The sequence below is a fragment of the Robbsia betulipollinis genome, from assembly GCF_026624755.1.
Taxonomy (GTDB): domain Bacteria; phylum Pseudomonadota; class Gammaproteobacteria; order Burkholderiales; family Burkholderiaceae; genus Robbsia; species Robbsia betulipollinis.
In genome coordinates this window covers 1,050,648-1,068,135 of the sequence record NZ_JAPMXC010000001.1, presented here as the reverse complement: position 1 = coordinate 1,068,135, position 17,488 = coordinate 1,050,648, and the positions used below count along the sequence as shown (strand labels likewise).

At 65.3% G+C, this 17,488-nt stretch carries 18 protein-coding genes and 2 pseudogenes; 6 read left to right on the top strand and 14 right to left on the bottom strand.

Features of this window, described 5'->3' with window-relative positions:
• Window positions 1-76: 76 nt before the first annotated feature.
• The 8 genes from ypfJ to OVY01_RS04590 form a co-directional block, all read right to left on the bottom strand.
• The gene (ypfJ, locus tag OVY01_RS04625) at window positions 77-976 is read right to left on the bottom strand and encodes a KPN_02809 family neutral zinc metallopeptidase (protein ID WP_267845995.1); all 900 of its coding nucleotides are present in this window, start codon (window positions 974-976) and stop codon (window positions 77-79) included.
• Between the two features lie 168 nt (window positions 977-1,144).
• Window positions 1,145-1,876: an SDR family oxidoreductase gene (locus OVY01_RS04620; protein ID WP_267845994.1), complete on the bottom strand. Its 732-nt coding sequence runs from the start codon at window positions 1,874-1,876 to the stop codon at window positions 1,145-1,147.
• Window positions 1,877-1,939: 63 nt separating this feature from the next.
• Window positions 1,940-2,275, bottom strand: coding sequence for a hypothetical protein (locus tag OVY01_RS04615; protein WP_267845992.1), 336 nt, complete (start codon window positions 2,273-2,275; stop codon window positions 1,940-1,942).
• Between the two features lie 52 nt (window positions 2,276-2,327).
• Window positions 2,328-2,627, bottom strand: a complete 300-nt coding sequence (locus OVY01_RS04610; protein ID WP_267845990.1) for an H-NS histone family protein — start codon at window positions 2,625-2,627, stop codon at window positions 2,328-2,330.
• A 183-nt stretch (window positions 2,628-2,810) separates the two neighbouring features.
• The gene (locus OVY01_RS04605; protein ID WP_267845988.1) at window positions 2,811-4,406 is read right to left on the bottom strand and encodes an ABC transporter substrate-binding protein; all 1,596 of its coding nucleotides are present in this window, start codon (window positions 4,404-4,406) and stop codon (window positions 2,811-2,813) included.
• A 215-nt stretch (window positions 4,407-4,621) separates the two neighbouring features.
• A complete protein-coding gene (locus OVY01_RS04600; RefSeq protein WP_267845986.1) occupies window positions 4,622-5,752 on the bottom strand; it encodes an SMP-30/gluconolactonase/LRE family protein in 1,131 nt (376 codons plus the stop codon).
• Window positions 5,753-5,944: 192 nt separating this feature from the next.
• Entirely contained in the window at window positions 5,945-7,408 is a 1,464-nt protein-coding gene (locus tag OVY01_RS04595; protein WP_267845985.1) for a M20 family metallopeptidase, read from the bottom strand.
• Between the two features lie 75 nt (window positions 7,409-7,483).
• Window positions 7,484-8,299 (bottom strand): sulfite exporter TauE/SafE family protein, encoded by an 816-nt coding sequence (locus tag OVY01_RS04590; protein ID WP_267845983.1) that lies wholly within the window; start codon window positions 8,297-8,299, stop codon window positions 7,484-7,486.
• A gap of 117 nt (window positions 8,300-8,416) precedes the next feature.
• Here OVY01_RS04590 and OVY01_RS04585 point away from each other — a divergent pair, with 117 nt between their 5' ends.
• Entirely contained in the window at window positions 8,417-9,202 is a 786-nt protein-coding gene (locus tag OVY01_RS04585; protein ID WP_267845981.1) for an AraC family transcriptional regulator, read from the top strand.
• A gap of 16 nt (window positions 9,203-9,218) precedes the next feature.
• On the opposite strand, the gene OVY01_RS04580 is transcribed toward OVY01_RS04585, so the two are convergent.
• The 3 genes from OVY01_RS04580 to OVY01_RS04570 form a co-directional block, all read right to left on the bottom strand.
• Entirely contained in the window at window positions 9,219-9,998 is a 780-nt protein-coding gene (locus tag OVY01_RS04580) for a hypothetical protein (RefSeq protein WP_267845979.1), read from the bottom strand.
• A 102-nt stretch (window positions 9,999-10,100) separates the two neighbouring features.
• Window positions 10,101-11,015 (bottom strand): PhzF family phenazine biosynthesis protein, encoded by a 915-nt coding sequence (locus tag OVY01_RS04575; RefSeq protein WP_267845977.1) that lies wholly within the window; start codon window positions 11,013-11,015, stop codon window positions 10,101-10,103.
• Window positions 11,016-11,025: 10 nt separating this feature from the next.
• On the bottom strand, window positions 11,026-11,271 hold the full coding sequence (locus tag OVY01_RS04570) for a hypothetical protein (protein WP_267845975.1): 246 nt from the start codon (window positions 11,269-11,271) through the stop codon (window positions 11,026-11,028).
• Between the two features lie 40 nt (window positions 11,272-11,311).
• Between OVY01_RS04570 and OVY01_RS04565 the strand changes: the two are divergent.
• The 3 genes and pseudogenes from OVY01_RS04565 to OVY01_RS04555 form a co-directional block, all read left to right on the top strand.
• Window positions 11,312-11,431 (top strand): annotated as a pseudogene (locus OVY01_RS04565) (hypothetical protein); the annotation flags it as partial.
• Between the two features lie 81 nt (window positions 11,432-11,512).
• On the top strand, window positions 11,513-12,421 hold the full coding sequence (locus OVY01_RS04560; protein ID WP_267845972.1) for a DMT family transporter: 909 nt from the start codon (window positions 11,513-11,515) through the stop codon (window positions 12,419-12,421).
• A gap of 99 nt (window positions 12,422-12,520) precedes the next feature.
• Complete coding sequence (locus OVY01_RS04555) at window positions 12,521-13,168, top strand: DUF2278 family protein (protein ID WP_267845970.1); 648 nt, start codon at window positions 12,521-12,523, stop codon at window positions 13,166-13,168.
• Window positions 13,169-13,247: 79 nt separating this feature from the next.
• Here the strand turns inward: OVY01_RS04555 and OVY01_RS04550 are convergent, their stop codons facing one another.
• The gene (locus OVY01_RS04550; RefSeq protein WP_267845968.1) at window positions 13,248-13,943 is read right to left on the bottom strand and encodes an NADPH-dependent F420 reductase; all 696 of its coding nucleotides are present in this window, start codon (window positions 13,941-13,943) and stop codon (window positions 13,248-13,250) included.
• 81 nt (window positions 13,944-14,024) lie between these two features.
• On the opposite strand from OVY01_RS04550, the gene OVY01_RS04545 reads away from it, so the two are divergent.
• Both OVY01_RS04545 and OVY01_RS04540 read left to right on the top strand, forming a co-directional pair.
• Window positions 14,025-14,939, top strand: coding sequence for a LysR family transcriptional regulator (locus OVY01_RS04545; protein WP_267845966.1), 915 nt, complete (start codon window positions 14,025-14,027; stop codon window positions 14,937-14,939).
• 11 nt (window positions 14,940-14,950) lie between these two features.
• Window positions 14,951-15,451 (top strand): GNAT family N-acetyltransferase, encoded by a 501-nt coding sequence (locus OVY01_RS04540; protein WP_267845962.1) that lies wholly within the window; start codon window positions 14,951-14,953, stop codon window positions 15,449-15,451.
• Between the two features lie 62 nt (window positions 15,452-15,513).
• On the opposite strand, the gene OVY01_RS04535 is transcribed toward OVY01_RS04540, so the two are convergent.
• A complete protein-coding gene (locus OVY01_RS04535) occupies window positions 15,514-17,082 on the bottom strand; it encodes a methyl-accepting chemotaxis protein (RefSeq protein ID WP_267845961.1) in 1,569 nt (522 codons plus the stop codon).
• 208 nt (window positions 17,083-17,290) lie between these two features.
• Window positions 17,291-17,488, bottom strand: a pseudogene (locus tag OVY01_RS04530) (AbrB/MazE/SpoVT family DNA-binding domain-containing protein); the annotation flags it as partial.

The window sequence follows — 17,488 nt, the reverse complement described above, 5'->3', positions numbered from 1 at the left end:
GGAACTCAGGCGAAGGGAAATGGGTGAAGCTGCGGCGTCGAACGGGTCGTCATTCTACCGTTTCCCGTTCCCGACCCTACAATGCGCTTGCCGCGAAAGTGTCGCATTGCCGCACATCCCCCGAATCCAGTCCGCGCTTGAGCCAGCGCTGGCGTTGCTCGCTGGTGCCATGGGTGAAGGAATCCGGCATCACGCGGCCGCCGCTCTCCTGCTGCAGGCGGTCGTCGCCGATGGCGGCGGCGGTTTGCAGACCCTGCTGGATCTCGCCCGGTTCGATCAGTTGCCGGTTGTCACGCTGCGCGACGGCCGCCCACACGCCGGCAAAGCAGTCGGCCTGCAGTTCGACCCGCACCGATAGCGCATTGGCCTGCACCGTCGACATCCGCGCGCGCGCCCGATCGACCTGATCGGAGATCCCGAGCAGCTTCTGCACGTGGTGGCCGACTTCGTGGGCGACCACATAGGCCTGGGCGAAATCGCCGCCCACGCCGAACTGATCGCGCATCTGCTGGTAGAACGACAGATCGATATAGACGCGTTGATCCGCCGGGCAATAGAAAGGTCCCATCGCGGTCTGGCCGGTACCGCAGGCGGTCTGCGTCTGGCCGCTGTAGATCACGAGCGTCGGGTCGGTGTAGTTGCGCTGGAGCTGGGTTTGGAAGACTTCCTGCCAGGTCCGTTCGGTATTGCCCAGCACCTTGCGCACGAACACGGTTTTCTCGTCCTGTGCGATGGCGTGATTCTGCGATGGCGCGCCCGGCGTCTGCTCGCGCTGTTGGGTGCTCACGCCGCCGCCTGACAGGGCATTGAGCACCACCGACGGGCTGATGCCGAAGAAGTAGGAGGCCGCCAGCGCCACCACGACCGTGCCGATGCCGATGGACCGGCCGCCGAACCCGAAGCCGCCACCGCCACCACCGCCATCGCCGCGGCGGTCCTCTACGTTCTGGCTTTCCTGATCATTGTCGAGACGCACGGGTCTGATTCCCTTTCGCAAATCGGGGAGTAAAGCACGAATCGCTCCAGAACGGAACCGGCACGGCATGCAAGGAAGCGGGGCGGCAAGACGGGAGAGCGAGACGCCGCGGCGCCGACGCGCGGCACGTCGTTCGGTCGTTCACCGCCCCGCCGCCCCCGGCCCTCCTCAGGGCGCGGTTTGCAGCACCGGACGCATCAGGATCTCCTCGACCTGCACGTTGCCCGGTTGCGCGAAGGCATACACGAGCGCCTGGGCGACATTCTCCGAGGTCAAGGCATCGAGTTGCGTGCGCCGGCTCCGCATGGCCTCGCTGACTTTCTCGCCGAACTCGGTCCAGACGGCGCCCGGCTCGATCACCGATACCCGGATGCGCTCCGGTCCCAACTCCTTGCGCAGCGCATCGTGGAATCCCACCACCGCGAACTTCGTCGCGCTGTAAACCGACCAGTTCTCGACGCCATACCGGCCGCCCACGCTCGACACCGAGCAGATCATCGCGCCGTCCCGGCCCCGCAGCAAGGGAATCGCCGCCTGCGTGCAGTGGAGCACGCCATAGAGATTGGCGTCGATCATCTGCTTCCAGTCGGCGGGATCGCTGTTCTCGAAGCGGGCGTTGATGCCCAGACCGGCGTTGTTGAACAACAGGTCCAGACCGCCGAAACGCGCACGCACCGCGTCAAACAACGCCTTGACCTGCGCGGCGTCCGCCACGTCGGTCTCGATCACCGATGCGGCGCTGCCCAGATCCGCCGCCAGGGCGTCGAGCCGGTCGCGGCGGCGCGCGGCCAATACGACATGCACGCCCTCTTCGACCAGCAATCGCGCCGCGGCGTCGCCGATACCGCTGGAGGCGCCCGTGATGACCGCGACCTTACCCGTCAGATCCTGCATTTTCATGGGATATCCTTGCACGCCGTGGCGACGCGACGTCACGCGGGTCGCCGTCGAACATCGGCGGCGTCAGTAATTACCGTGGGCGAATTGCGCGGCCGATACCCATTTCAGCGGCGGCGGCGCGCTGGAGACGACGCCGGGCTCGTCCTTCGGCCGGACGCACACCTGGCCGTTCACTTTCGCGCCCATCGAGTAACTTTTATTGGCGAAATAGCAATAGGTGAAGGGGTCCTGCGCAGCCTCGCCCGGCGTCGATCCCGATTGCGACGGCGCCGCCACATCGATGCGCACACGATCGAGCGCGGAAGTGCCGGAGGTCGCCGAGGTCGTCTGCGCATGCGCGCAGGCAGTGGCAATCAACAGCGAACCCACCATCAGGTATTTCAATTGACGAACTGTCATGGCGTGACGCGCTCCGGTTTATCGTACTGGACGGATACGCCAGGCTCCGGCTTTACGCCTGGATCAGAAACCGCGAGCGCTCCTGCCCGATGATCCAGCCCGGCGTGCGACCGCGACCCGACCAGGTCACGCCCGTTTCCGGATGCTGATACATCGCCGCGCTCGGCTTGCGTTGCGGAGCGCCCACCCGCGGCGCCTTCATGTGCAGGCCCAGTTCCCGTTCCGTGAACGCGAACATCGCGATCTTGGTGCGGATATCGGCAACCACCTCGGCTTTTTCCGCCTGACGCGTTGCTGCGATCTTATCGTCCAGCGCGGCTTTCTGCTTCAGGAGTTTTTGCAATTCGTTCATTCGACACCTCTTAAATTCGGCAATTTCGGAAAATATAAACAATCATGCATTTATACCATCAAACCGAAAACGCTTCAGAGATCTCGATACGGCGCAATGGGGAGAAACGACAGACGACCGGCTTCGAGCCGTCTGTCCCGCCGCGACGCGCATTGGCGGCGCTTCGTCGCGAGTGAATGGCGTCTATTTAACCGATACGCCATCGAAGCGTATATAACCCAGCGGCTCGATCTTCAGACCGACGACTTCCTTGCGCACGGGCTGATAGACGGTCGAATTCGCGATCGGCGAGAACGGCAATTGATCCGCAAAGATCTGCTGCGCCTTCATATAGATCTTGGTGCGCTCGCCGATATTGGACGTGGTGCGGCCTTGCAGCACGAGATCGTTCATCGGCTTGTAGCACCACTTGGAGAAATTGCTGCCCTTCACCGCCTCGCAGCCCAGCAGCGTGCCGATCCAGTTGTCGGGGTCGCCGTTGTCGCCGGTCCAGCCGATGAGCATCGCTTCCTGTTCGCCGGCATGGCCACGTTTCAGGTATTCGCCCCATTCGTAGGTGACGAGTTTGGCGCGCACGCCGATTTTCGCCCAGTCCGCCTGGATCATCTCGGCCATCACCTTGCCGTTCGGGTTGTAGGGCCGCTGCACCGGCAGAGCCCACAGGTCGATATCGAAACCGTTCGGATAGCCCGCCTTCGCGAGCAGCGCCTTGGCTTTCGCCGGATCGTAGGCGGCACCCCGGATACTCTTGTCGTACGACCATTGCGTGGGCGGCATCGGCGCCGACACCGCCTGTCCCGCGCCCTGGTAGACGGATGCGATGATGGCCTTCTTGTCGATCGCCATGTCGAGCGCGCGGCGCACGTCGACATTGTCGAGATGCGGCTTCAGGACGTTGTAGGCGAGATAGCCTTCGTTGAAACCCGCCTGGGACGGCATGTCGATCCCCGCATCGGCCTTGAGCGCGGGGACGTCGGCCGGACGGGGATAGCTCATCACCTGGCACTCGTTGCGCTTGAGCTTCTGCACGCGCACGGCCGCATCCGGCGTGATCGCGAAGATCAGTTTCGACAGTTTGACCGCGCCCGGTTTCCAGTACTGCGAATTGCCGTCGAAACGGATCGTCGCATCCTTCGTGTATCCGCGGAAGACGAAGGGTCCGGTGCCCACCGGGAATTGATTGAGATCGCCCGGCCGGTTCGCCTTCAGCAACTGGCTGGTGTATTCGGCCGACATGACCGACGCGTACTCCATCGCCAGATTCTGCAGGAACGGGGCGTTCACTTCCTTGAGCACGAACCTGACCGTGTAGGGGTCGACTTTCTCGACACGGGCGATCAGCTTGTCGAGACCCATGTCGGTGAAATACGGGAACGCGACCGGATTGGCCTTCTGGAACGGCTGATTGGGGTCGAGCATGCGTTCGAACGTGAAAATCACGTCGTCCGCGTCGAAATCGCGCGTCGGCTTGAAATAGGTGGTGGTGTGAAACTTCACACCGTGGCGCAGGTGAAACGTATAGGTCAATTGGTCGGGCGAGACCTCCCAGGATTCGGCCAGACCCGGCTCGACTTTCGTGCCGCCGCGCTCGAATTCCACCAATCGATTGTAGACGGTGAAGGTATTCGCGGTGAAATCGGCGCCCGTCGTGTATTGCGCGGGATCGAAGCCGGCCGGACTGGCTTCGGAACAATACACGAGCGTACCCGCCGCGTGCGCGCTCATCGCGCCCGCGGCCAGCAAGGCCAGCGAAGCGGCCTTCAGAGTGGTTTTCAGCATTGTCGGTATGGGGTTCATTGTTTTCATCGGACACTTCATTGGATACTTCATCAGACATGCTTCCCGTCGGCCGGTCCGGACCGGGGAAGGCGCGACGCCGCCAGGGAACCCGGTTCGGTCCGCTGGCGGCGTCGGCGTGCGGCATCAGTGTAGCCGCACGTAATTTTTTTGGGCAAGCGATCTTCGGCGCGACCGCGCCAGGGAAAATCCGTGACTCAGGGTTTCTGCTCGATCGCGTACAGGCGCGTGGGCAAGGCGTTGGGGCTGCCCGGTTTGAACCAGTTCATGTCGGGAATGCGCGAGTCGGTGACGTACATCGTGCCGTCCGGGCCGAGCGCGAAAGTGTCCGGCCAACGCATGTGCGGATCGCGCAGCAGGGTGCGCAGGGTGGCGCCCTCGCGCACCTTGATCGAATGGTCCTCGACGCCGGATATGAACAGCCGTCCCGTACGATCGAATTCGAGCCCGTCGGCGGGACCGTCGACGCCGACCGCCTCCACCTTCGCGGCGACCTTCTGCGGGCTCAGCGCCGTATCCAGCAGGCTCTGGGTGGGAATGCGATACAGCGTCCTGCCCTTGACCGCCTGCCAGTACAGGAAAGCGCCGTCGGCGCTCAACGCGATGCCGTCGGCGGAGAACTCGACGCCGCGTCCGTCGGGACGGCGCAGCGGCTCATCGTCGAGCATCACGGTCACGCTCTTGTCGGTCTGCGTGCTCGGGTCGTTGTCGAGCACGCGCCGCGCCTTGCCGGTTGGCAAATCGACGATCACGAGGGCGCCACGCACGCCGGAATCGGTGATATACGCGGTATGCCCGTCGGGACTGAAACGCACGTCGTTCAGATAGCTGCCCTGCAGGGCGATGGTCGCGTCGAGGGGAATGATCTGCGACACGCGGTTCGTCGCGAGATCGATGCGCACCAGCTTGGCCGCGCCGGGGACGACGACAGACTGCGCCGGCGCGCCGGCATCGAGTACCCAGAGACCGCCATGCTTGTCCGCGACGACGGACTGCACGCACACCCAGTGGTCGCCCGGGGAGATCTGGTCTTTTTTCGCGTTGCGCCAGCTGTTCCACTGCGCGTCGGGGTAGGGCTGCACCTCGCCATCCGCACCCAGCTGCGCGACCGATATCGGCGCGTCCTCGGTCCAGCGGGGGAAGTTCACGAAGATGCGGCCATCGGCGGCCACCGTGACGCCCGTGACCTGGTGTTTGAACGACGCGATCTTGTGCAGCCGGGCATGCCCGACTGGCGCGGCGGCGCTGTCGGCCGCGCCTTGGGCGAAGGCGGGCGACGCCGCCAGCAGCAGGGTCAGCGTAAGCGGAGTGAACGTGGACAGGCGCATGAAAGGCGGTTCCAGATCGAGGTGGCCAGGGGTGAAGTTTCCTTACACGAGCCATAAGAATACCCGAGCCGTCCCCGCCGCGCCGTCTTATCGCGCCGTCCCGCCACGCTGTCCCGAAACGGCGCAATGTCGCCCACCGCACGCGACCCGGGGCCGCAGCCGGCGACGCCACGGACCGCGCGCGGGTCGGGATCACGGCGCCGCGGCGATCACCTCCGCGACCGTGGCCGTCAGTTTCTTCGCATAGGCGATATGCAGAAACTCGTTGGGGCCGTGCGCGTTCGATTTCGGACCCAGCACGCCGCACACCATGAACTGCGATTTCGGGAAACCGTCCTTCAATACCTTCATCAAGGGAATCGTGCCGCCCTGCCCCATGTAGGCGGCGTCCGCGCCGTAATGCGCGCGCGACGCGTCGTTCAGCGCGCGTGCGAGCCAGGGCGAGAGCTCCGGGGCATTCCATCCGGTGGCGGCACCGGCGTCCGGGCTGAAGGTCACGCGGGCGTTGTACGGCGGATCGACCTCGAGCAGCGCCCTGAGTTTTTCGACCGCCTCGGCGGCGTCCACCAGCGGCGGCAGGCGCAGCGACAGCTTGAACGCGGTACGCGGACGCAGCACGTTGCCGGCATCCTCAAGCGCCGGCAGGCCGGCCGCGCCGGTGACCGCGAGCGAGGGCAGCCAGGTGGATTCGAGCAGCGCGCGCTGCGGATCCGTGGTGGTGGGCAGCGCCAGGCGGCCGTCCATGCCGCAGGCCCACGGCACGTTGCGCCACACCTCGTCGCCCAGGATACGTCCGGTCGCTTCGGCTTCGCGCAGCCGGTTAGCCGGCGTCGGGCAGTGGAAATCGGCCGGCAGCAATTCACCGCTCGCCGCGTCCTCCAGCCGGTCGAACAGCTGACGCATGATCCGGAAGCTCGACGGTGCGATGCCGCCATAGCCGCCCGAATGGATCCCTTCATCCAGCACCTGGACTTCGAGATTGCCCGACACCAGCCCGCGCAGCGACGTCGTCAGCCAGAGCTGATCGTAGTTGCCCGCGCCCGAATCCAGGCACACGACCAGGCTCACGCTGCCCAGACGATCGCGCAGCGCATCGACGTACGGCAACAGATCGTAGCTGCCCGATTCCTCGCAGGTTTCGATCAGGCCGACGCAGCGCGGCCGCTCGATGCCCTGCGCATCCAGCGCCGCGAGCGCGGTCAGCCCGGCATAGATCGCGTAACCGTCGTCCGCACCGCCCCGGCCGTAGAGCTTGCCGTCGTCCAGCTTCGGGGTCCACGGTCCGAGGTCGCTGCGCCAGCCGTCGAACTCCGGCTGCTTGTCCAGATGCCCGTAGAGCAGGATGGTGTCGGTACTGCCCGATTTCGTCGCAGGCGATTCGAAGAAAATGACCGGCGTGCGGCCGGGCAGCCGCACGACCTCGACTTTCAGCCCGCGCACCGCCTGCCGCTGCGCCCACTGCGCGGCATCGGTGACCACCCGTTCGAGAAACCCGTGTTTCACCCAGTCGGGATCGAACGCCGGGCTCTTCGCCGGCACCGCGATGTAATCCGTCAGGGCGGGCACGATCTCGTCGTGCCATTTGCGCTCGACGAACGTCGTCAGCGCGGCCTGATCGAGTTGGCGGGCGGTAACGGGGGTCTCGTAGTCGCTCATCGCGGGGCTCCGTGGCGTGGAAAACTGCATGATAGTCCGAACCGCCGAAGCTTGACGCGGGCCGGTCCGTCCCGATCATGTCACTGCCATGGCCAGCAACACCGCGACCAGCAGCCCCAGATAGACCTTCGCGTAGAGGCCGTCGGGCAGCCGGCCGATGCAGGGGCTTCCCAACCGAATCCCGCACCACGACCCGGCCACCAGCACGGCCAGCGCGCGCAGGTCGACGTAGCCCAGATGCCAGGCGCCCAGCGCGGGGCCGCCCCGCCAGGCGAGCGCCGCGTAGGCGGCCGCGCCGGCCACTCCCACGGGCAACGACAACGGGTTCGCCAGCGCCGTGGCGCGCACCATGTCCAGGCCACGCCGACGCATCAACGGCACCGTCATCACGCTGCCGCCCACTCCCAGAAAGGCCGCGACCGCGCCGACCGCGCCTCCCAAGAGCATCGATTCGGCGCGCGACGGCGCCCGGGCCCGAGGCGCCGGGCGCGCGAGAAAACCCGCACGGCACACGCAGTCGAGGATCGTGATCCCGAGATACAGCACGAATGCCCACCGCAGCCATGCGCCGTTGACCGCCGCCGCGGCGGCGGCACCCACCATCGCGCCACACGCGATGCCGGGCAGCAGCGGCCGCGCCTGTCGCCAGTCGATATGGCCCGCGCGCCGATGCCGCAACGTGGCGAACCACGCGCTGAAGATCATCACGCAGGTCGAGGTGGCCACCGCGATCTGCATCGCGTGCCGACCCGCCGCCCCGTGCGGCCCATCCACTGCAAGCAGCAACCGATACAAAAGCGGCACCACGACGAAACCGCCGCCGAATCCGAACAACACGGTGGTCACGCCGGAAAAACAGGCGCATATCGCCAGCACGATATATGGCGTCATGACATTGGATCTCGCAAAGGAAGCGGCAGACACGCTCACGATACGGCGAGGAAGGCGTGGCCCGCTTGCGAGGAATGGTCAATAATGTTTGCGTTTCGGCCAACCTGCCCGCTCGTGATGCGCAACATTCCACTGGACGCGCTGGACGCCATCGCGCGCCCGGTGCTGGCGATCGGCACCGATTATCCGAAAGGCACGTTGCTCGACACGCACCGTCACCGGCGCGCGCAGTTTCTCTATGGCGCGACCGGCCTGATGGAAGTGGGCACCGACGACGGCGCGTGGGTGATCCCGCCCCATACCGGCGTGTGGATTCCCGCCGGCAAACCGCATCGCGTGCGCATGGTCGGCGTGACCACGCGCAGCCTGTATATCGCGCCCCGGTGCGCGCCGCGCAAGGGAACGCAGTGCGAGGTGCTGAAGGTGTCGCCCCTCCTGCACGCCATGCTGATGGACGCGGTCGACGTGCCCGCCCTGTACGACCGGCGTGGCCGCGATGGCGCGCTGATGCAACTCCTGCTGCACGAGGTCGCGCGCGCGCCCGCGCTGCCTTTTTTCGCGCCGATTCCCCGTGAGGCCGGTCTGGCCGCGCTGTGCCTGGCCTTTTTGCATGCGCCGCAGATTCGCACTTCGCCGCAAAGCTGGGCACGTCGCCTGCATCGAAGCGATCGCACCTTCAGTCGGCAGTTTCGCCAGGAAACCGGCATGGCGTTCGGCGAGTGGCGCCAGCAGGCCTGCCTGCTGGCCGCGCTGTCGCGGCTGTCCGCGGGACATGGCGTCACCGAAGTGGCGCTCGAACTCGGCTATGACAGCCCCGGGGCGTTTTCGACGATGTTCCGCCGGAAACTGGGCATGCCGCCGTCGCTTTTCCCGGGCGCGGCGCGTTTTGCCGCGCGGCGCTGAGCGGACGACCGTGCCGCTAGGTGGCGCGCACGACCACGCCGCGCCGCCGCGTGGCGCACCGTCTCGTGCCCCACTGCACCAGCAACGCGAGTGCCACCGCCTCGGCAAAAGCCGGAAGGGGCCGCTGGTAAAGCAGGGAAAACGACAACGACAGGCAAAACGCGGCGAACGAGAAGCGCCCCAGCACCATGCCTCTGAGCAACGCGATGACATACGGCGGGCCGTGCGCGCGGTGCGAAGCGACCGAGAGAACGATGCTCAGCAAGGGAAACACCGAGAGCAGGCCGCTCCATTGCGGCCCCAGTCTCTGCGACAGCGACGTGACGCCAAGCGTCAGCACCGACCCCGCCACCATCCTGCCGAGCAAATCGGCGCGCGTCAGGGGCATCCCGGCGGGGAGCGCCAAACTGCGCGGCAAGAACGACTGTCCGATGCACACCGCGAGCAGCGCGGCGGCTGTCGCCCATAGCGGCGAGGGTGGCAGCCGTGACAGTGCGCACGCGCAGACGAACCACGCGGCAAGCCCCGCGCCCAGCGCCCACGGCCAGGCACGGGCGCGGCACGTCCACGCATAGGCAAAATTGAACGCCTCCGAGGCCAGGATGGCGGCCACGGCCAGCGTGGCGGCTCGCGCGCCGAAAAGGGGGCCGTGCGCCAGCACGAGAAGATACAGGATTGGCCCCGCCACCACCGGCAGACCCGCCAGCCAGCCGGCGACGGCAGGCCCCCACCATCTGCCCGAGAGCGAAACGGCCAGCAGGAAAAACGGCACCAGCGTCAGTTTGAGGGCGAGCATCGGGCGAGGATCCGAGGCAAAACGGCATCATACCGGCCGTCTGCCCCACGCGGCGCGCGAATCCGACGGCGCGCGCCCGTCGGCGAGGTGCCCGCGTGGCAATCAATCGCCGCCAGGCAGGTCGAACGTCCCTTCCATGACCTGCACGCAGTGCCCGCCGACCCGCACGGCCCGCTTGCCGCCAATCGTCTCCGCCGTGACGAAGAGCGTGCTTTGCCGACCCATGTCGCTACCCTGCCCCACCGTCATCGACAACCTCGGCAGATCATCCAGATGCGCGAGAAACGCCACCAACGCGCCGGCGGCGCTCCCCGTGGCCGGATCCTCGGTCATATGCGGGGTAAACATGCGCGACTGGAGGTCGGTCGACGATTCGACGCCATGCGGCGGCACCGCGCGCGTATAGGCATAGATGGAGACCGCTCCGTCCAGCGGCATGAGGTCCCGGAACGCGCCGCGATCCGGCATGCACCGCGACAACGCTTCACGCGAGCGCAGTTCCACCACGAGGAACGGCAGCCCGACCGACACGACACGCGGCATGTGGGCCTCGGTGCGAATAGCGTCCGACGACAGCGACAGGCACGCCGCCACGCGTGCGGGCGCCACCGCCGAGGCCAACGACAGCGGCTCGGGCGCGATCAGTTCGGCCCCCACCACCGCCCCATCCTGCAGCAACTGACGCACGGGAACGAGGCCCGCCAGTTCCTCGAAACACAACGCCTCGGGCAGCGGCGCGGATCGGTCCGCCGCGGCGCGCGCCAGCACGAAGGCCGTGCCGATGTTGGGATGCCCGGCAAACGGAATTTCACGGCTCGCGGTAAAAATCCGCACCCAGGCCGTGTGCGCCGGATCGCGTGGCGGCAGAACGAACGTGGTCTCGCTGTACGCGAATTCATTGGCGATCGACTGCATCTGGGCGGTCGACAGGCCCTGCGCGTCGAGCACCACCGCGACCGGGTTGCCCTTGAACGTTGTGAAGGTGAACACGTCCGCGGTAACGTAGCGTCGCTTCATGCATTTCTCCTCATCGGGGCGCTGCCGGCGCGCCCGCGCTGTCCGTCCGCAGCAACGTTCGTGCGAGAACCGACCCGAGCAAACCCACCGCGCCGAACACCGCCCACATCTCGAACGCGGGACGGTGCAGTATAAGCCAGCTGCCCACGTAATATCCGGCGCAGCCGGCCAGCGCGCCCACGGCGCTCAATGCGCCGAAAAACGTCGCCTCGCTGCCATCGACCAATAAATAGCCAAGGCTCAAAACCTGCGCCAATTGCCGGTGGGCGTTTTACGATCGCACGCGCAACGCGAGCAGGCGCTGGTGCGGCATGACGAAGGACGGACCGGGAGGGCGGGCGTGCGGCACGATCGCGAAGGTCGGCGCTTACCGCGCGCGCCAGATAGCGAAGCAGGGAAAGACGTCCCCGCGTTAGAATTCACTCCTGCTGCGCAGCCCCGGGGTACAGACCCATGGACCGCTTCGACATCCCGAACATCGTATTTCAAGGACCCCTGTGAAAACGAAAGACGCGATCTTGCTGGTCATCCTTGCGGCGCTATGGGGTGCCTCGTTTCTTTTCATCCGCATAAGTGCGACGGACTTCGGCCCCATCCCCCTGATGACCGTACGCGTGACGGTCGCAGCGCTGTTCATGAGCGTCATCTTTTTTCTTAAAAAAGGAGGCGTGCGCGGCGCGTCGGGAAAGATCCTGCCGATCTTCGTCATCGGCGTTCTCAACCAGGCCATCCCCTTCTGCCTGTTCGCCTATGCCGAATTGTCCCTCTCCGCCGGGGTCACGTCCGTCGTCAACGCGACCACGCCACTCTGGGCGTCGCTGATCGCATTTTTCTGGCTCGGGGACCGCTTGACGCGCGGCCGCATCGCCGGGCTCCTCCTCGGCTTCCTGGGCGTCGTGATCCTCGTGTGGCACGATCTGGCGCGCCTCGGCACGCCGAGCGGAATGGCCCCGCTGGCGGTCCTGGCCGCCACCTTCTTCTATGGCGTATCGGCGAATTTCAGCAAGCGATTCCTGCGCGGCGTCGACTCGCTCACGGTGGCGACGGGAAGCATGATCGCCGCGGCCGTGGTCCTGCTGCCGATGGGCGCGGTACACTGGCCGGCCGCCGCGATTCCCGCCGGGTCCTGGCTATCGGCGATCGCCCTGGCAATCGCCTGCACCGGCGTCGCCTACATCATCTACTTCCATCTGATCGCCGCCGTCGGTCCCGCGAAAGCCGTCTCGGTGACGTTTCTCATACCGATTTTCGGGATTCTATGGGGCATGCTGTTCCTCCACGAGACGCTGAGCGTGTCGATGGTTCTGGGGTGCGCGGTGGTGATCGTCGGCACGCTTTTGGCAAGCGGTATGATTCGGCGCCCCCTTTCCTTTGGAAGGCCGTCTTCCCGAAACCTGCGTAAGTAGGCCCCGATCCACGCCCACTGGCCGGCACGCCGGCGCGGACGCGAGAGCGCCGACGATTGCGGGTACCATGAAGACTCACCTCATCGACCAGGAGGCTTCATGTCAGTGAATTACGGCGTACTCAAAGGCACGGTAACCGGGCATCTGCGCGATGCCGACGACGATCATTACCAGATTCTCGTGCAAGGCGGCGACACCATTTTCCGGATCGCGTCGAACGTCAAATCGTCCGCGCCCAAGGCGCCCTCGATCGTGCTGTTCGAGGAACGGGACGCGTTGCCCACCGCTTTCGTCAGTGGCGTTGCCGCCCTGGCGCCGGGCTTCACGAAACTGCCGTCGACCCCCGGCGGTCTCGCGATCGACTATGTTCGAAGCGGACTGGTGGATACGAAGACCATGACCCCGGTGCCGCCGGATGCGACCGGCACATCGAAGAACGATTTGAAGGATACGCTCGAAGGCGCGGTCGTGGCGGCCATGGCCATGGCGGGTTCGCTCGTGTACGCGTTCGGCTCGCGCTGGGGCCCCGAGGAAGGCGTCCCGGATCAATACTTCAAGTTCGTGCCGGGAAATGGGGTGCACGACATCCATATGAATCAGGGCAACGGTGGCGGCTATACCCAGGACAATGGCACCTACCAGGACGGTGCGTTGATGTTCGCGTATGCGGACGGCACCTGGCGCGCGTTCTTTTTCGCGTTTCAGTCGCAAAGCTTCGATACGGATGCCCACGGCAACCCCGTATAGGGAAGAAAACGAGGAAGGCCCGTGGTCGTGGCGCACAACGCCAACGCCACGGACAACCCCGCCTTCCCCGCCACCCGCCTCACATGTCGGCGGGTACTTCGCCACCACGCTGCGCCTGCGCGAGCGCACGGATCAGGCCCTCGCGATCCAGGGAAACGCAATAGCACGGCTGGGCACGTTCGAATCGCCAGCTATCCGCCAGACTCCCACCATCGACCGTATCGAAGCCAAACCGATCGAGCAGGCGAATCGCCGCGGCCTTGGCATCGACATCGTTTCCCGCCACCGGCAGCGCCCGACGATCGTGCGCGCCTGCCGGCCGACCATCGCGTTCCAGATCCACCGCCTGAATGGCATTGAACGCTTTCACTATCCGCGATTGCGGCAAGTGCCGGGCGAGCCGTTCGCTGGTGGTGATGGCCTGGCTGTCCAGTTCGTCGATATGGCCGTCGCGTTCCGGATAATAATTGCCGGCGTCCAGCACGATCCTGCCCTCCAGTGGCGCCACGGGAATCGTCGGATATTGATAGAGCGGTATCGCCACGACGACGATATCGCCGAAAGCGATCGCGTCTGCCACCGTGCCGACCTCGCACCCGATGCCGCTGGGTATGCTGGCGAGGGAACGGGGACCGCGTGAATTGCTCACCATGACCTGATGTCCCGCCGCCACACCGAGCTTTGCCACTGCCCGTCCGATGAATCCCGCGCCAATGATGCTGATTTTCATAGTGTCATGCTCCTTGTGGGTAAGCGCATTTTCAGCGCGACGCATTGCGTTCAGAGCATCTTAGATTGATCGCTATAATGAGATAAATAGCGTTCCGATGCTTTCATTCGCAACCGGGAGTGGGCAATGCTTGACCGTTTGACCAGCATGTCGGTTTTTCTAAAGGCAACGGACGCAGGCTCCTTCGCGGCGGCCTCGGAAGCGCTCGGTGTCTCACCACAGATGATCGCGCGGCATGTGGCGCAGTTGGAGGACCGTCTTGGCGCACGGCTGCTCAACCGCACGACCCGCCGGCAGAGCCTGACGGAACTGGGTGCCGCGTATTACCAGCGCTGCAAGCTGATTCTTGCGGACGTGGAGACGGCGGATTCGCTCGCGGCCGAAATCCACGCGGTTCCGCGCGGCCGCCTGCGCGTAACGGCGCCCTTGACCTTCGGCGCGCAACGCCTGATGCCGATGATCACGCGCTATCTACGTGATCACATGCAGGTGGAAATCGATCTGGTGCTGACCGACCGCTGCACCGATCTGATCGACGAGGGCTATGAGGCGGCGTTTCGCATCGGGCCGTTGCTCGAATCCCGGTTTGCGGCACGTACCTTGTCGCCCTACCGGCTGGTCGCCTGCGCGTCGCCGGACTATCTCGCGCAACGTGGCGTTCCGGCGGTGCCGGCGGATCTGGCAAAGCATGAGTGCCTTACCTATGTGTATCCGGGTCGCACGACCGATGCCGAATGGCGATTCACACGGGAGGCTCAGGCACAGACCGTTCGCGTGCGCAGCCGCCTGCACGTCAACGATGCGAAAGCGTTGCTCGCGGCCGCCCTCGACGATTTCGGCGTCGTTCTCGGACCGGAAGATATACTGAGTCCCTGGCTCGCCGCCGGAAAGTTGGTCCAGGTGCTGCCCGGCTACGACGCGCCTTCGCGTCCGATGCATCTGCTGTTCTCGCCGGATCGGCGGCCAACGCCGAAACTGCGCAGTTTCATCGATGCGGCAGTGACGGAATTTTCGTCCCGCGGCGCGGCGCATCCTTCATGACACTGGCCTCCATGACCGAATCTTCCATCGATATCGTATCGTTTGACGGCAGCCATGCCGAAGGCGTCCTGGCGCTGATCCTGCCCATTCAGCAAATCGAATTCGGCGTGCCGGTGACGCTCGACGCGCAACCGGACCTCCTCGACATCGACCGCTTTTACCGGCAGGGCAAAGGCAATTTCTGGGTCGCGCTGGCGCAAGGAAACGTGGTCGGCAGCATTGCCTTGCTGGATCTGGACAACGAGCAGGCCGCACTTCGCAAAATGTTCGTCGCCGAGGCGTATCGCGGGAGCGCGCACGGCGTGGGTCTCGGCCTCCTGCGCACGCTGCTGCAATGGGCGCAGGAAAAGGGCATCGTGGAAACCTTTCTGGGGACCACCGAACAATTTCTCGCCGCGCACCGCTTTTACGAGAAAAACGGTTTCGAGCGAATCGCGAAGGAAGCGCTGCCGGCGCGTTTTCCGGTGATGACCGTCGATACGCGATTCTATGTCCATCGCGCCATTGAATGAGATTCGGCATTGATGGCCCGCACCGCCTGACCCCGCGTCGCCGTGGGGTCAGGCAATCCAGCTCAGGCGATCGTAAACCGCGACGCGTTGCTCTGCAGAATCCGCGACTGCTCCGCCAGCGACAGCGCCGCCGCCGCGGTCTCCTCCACCAGCGCGGCGTTCTGCTGCGTCACCTCGTCCATCTGCACCACCGCGCGATTGACCTGCTCGATCCCGTCGCTCTGCTCCTTGGAGGCGGCGGCCAGACCGTTCATGATGCCGCTGACCTTCTGGATCGCCTGCACGATGTCGTCCATCGTGCGTCCCGCCGTCTCGACCAGGGACGAACCGTCGTTGATCCGCACCGTGGCGCCGTCGATCAGACCCTTGATTTCCTTGGCGGCGGACGCCGAGCGCTGCGCCAGCATCCGGACTTCCGTGGCGACCACCGCGAAACCGCGGCCCTGCTCGCCCGCCCGCGCGGCTTCCACCGCCGCGTTCAACGCGAGAATGTTCGTCTGGAACGCGATGCCCTCGATGACGCTGGTGATCGACGCCATCTGCCGGGAGCCGGCATCGATGTCCGCCATGGTCGCGACGACGCGATGCATGAGCGTGCCGCCCGAGCGCGCGACATCGCCAGCCCGATCCGCGAGGACCTGCGCCTCGCCCGAACTCGCGTGATTCTGTTTCACGGTGGCCGTGAGTTGCTCCATGCTCGCCGCGGTCTCCTCCAGCGCCGCGGCCTGGGACTCGGTGCGGCGCGACAGATCCGCGTTTCCCGAAGCGATTTCGCGGGTCGCGGTGGCCATCGCGTCGCTGCTGCCCAGCAGGGCAGCGATGGTCTCGGTCAACCCGTCCCGCATCGTTTGCAGATGGCGCATCAGATCCGCCATCTCGTCCCGGCCGCTGCTCGCGATCGGGTGCGTGAGGTCGCCGCGCGACATCGCCGCGCACGCTTCCCTGGCCCGCGCCAATGGCACCGAGATGGCCTGCCGCAGCCCCCACACGCACAATGCCGCGATCGCCAGACTGATGGCGAGGAGCGCGGCGGAGGCGATACCGATTCGATTCAGGTCCCCCTGGAACCGGTCATAATTTCCCGCACCCTGCGCCATCAGATAGCTGTTCAACGCCGTCGTGCTCTTGGTCAGGGCAAGGGCGAGCGGCGGCGTGATGTTCATGCCCACGTTATCCGCGGTCTGCATGTCGCCGCGATCGATCGCCTGTATCGTCGGTTCGATGCCCTGGCTCATGAGGCGCGTGAAATCGTTTTCGACGGCTTCCGCGAAATGCTGCTCTTCGGGCTTGTGCGGCAGGCTCTGGTAGTGTGCATAGGCCGCCTTGGCGCCGCTCAGATAGCCCTGTATTTTGGCGGAGAGCGCCTGACTTTCCGGAGAGCCCGGCTTGAGCGGATGCAGCACGCCGCGGTCCATCGTCACGCGGGCGACCGCCAGATTGTATTTGAAATCGCCGATGGCCACCGCCGCGGCGAGCTGGACGCCATACGTTTCGCGTAAAGCGGATTTTCCGGAACGCGTGCCGATCTGTCCGAGCGCGGTGGCGATCACCAGAAGCGCCAGCAGCGTGGCGAATGCGACGGTGAGGCGCAATTTGATGGAAAAGCGGGAAAAGAACTCGAACGCCGTCATGGGGCTGCTCCGGAAAACGACACTGATACACAGGCTCGTTTAACGGCAATCCCGGAGCAAAGTTTAAGACAATCGGACGTTTCGCGATTCGTTATGGCTTGATCCGGTTTTCCGGCCTTGATATCGGGACAGCAGGTAAAGTCCCGCGCGTTGCTGGTGACCGGAACGACGTCCGGTGCAATCGTGTCGAGCATGAAACGGCGCATCGCAACGCCTCGCGCTCGACCGGGTCCCGTTCGCCGCGCCCCTCGACCATGAAACTCGCCCCGAATTTCGCGAATTTCCCGAGCACCCCGGCTGGCGGCCGACGCGCGGGCCGAATACGAAGTTCATCGCCGACCCGCTCGATTTCGAGTTCAACGTCGCTGTGGTCGCAAGCGCGGTCGGCCGGTACGCGCGGTCCGAT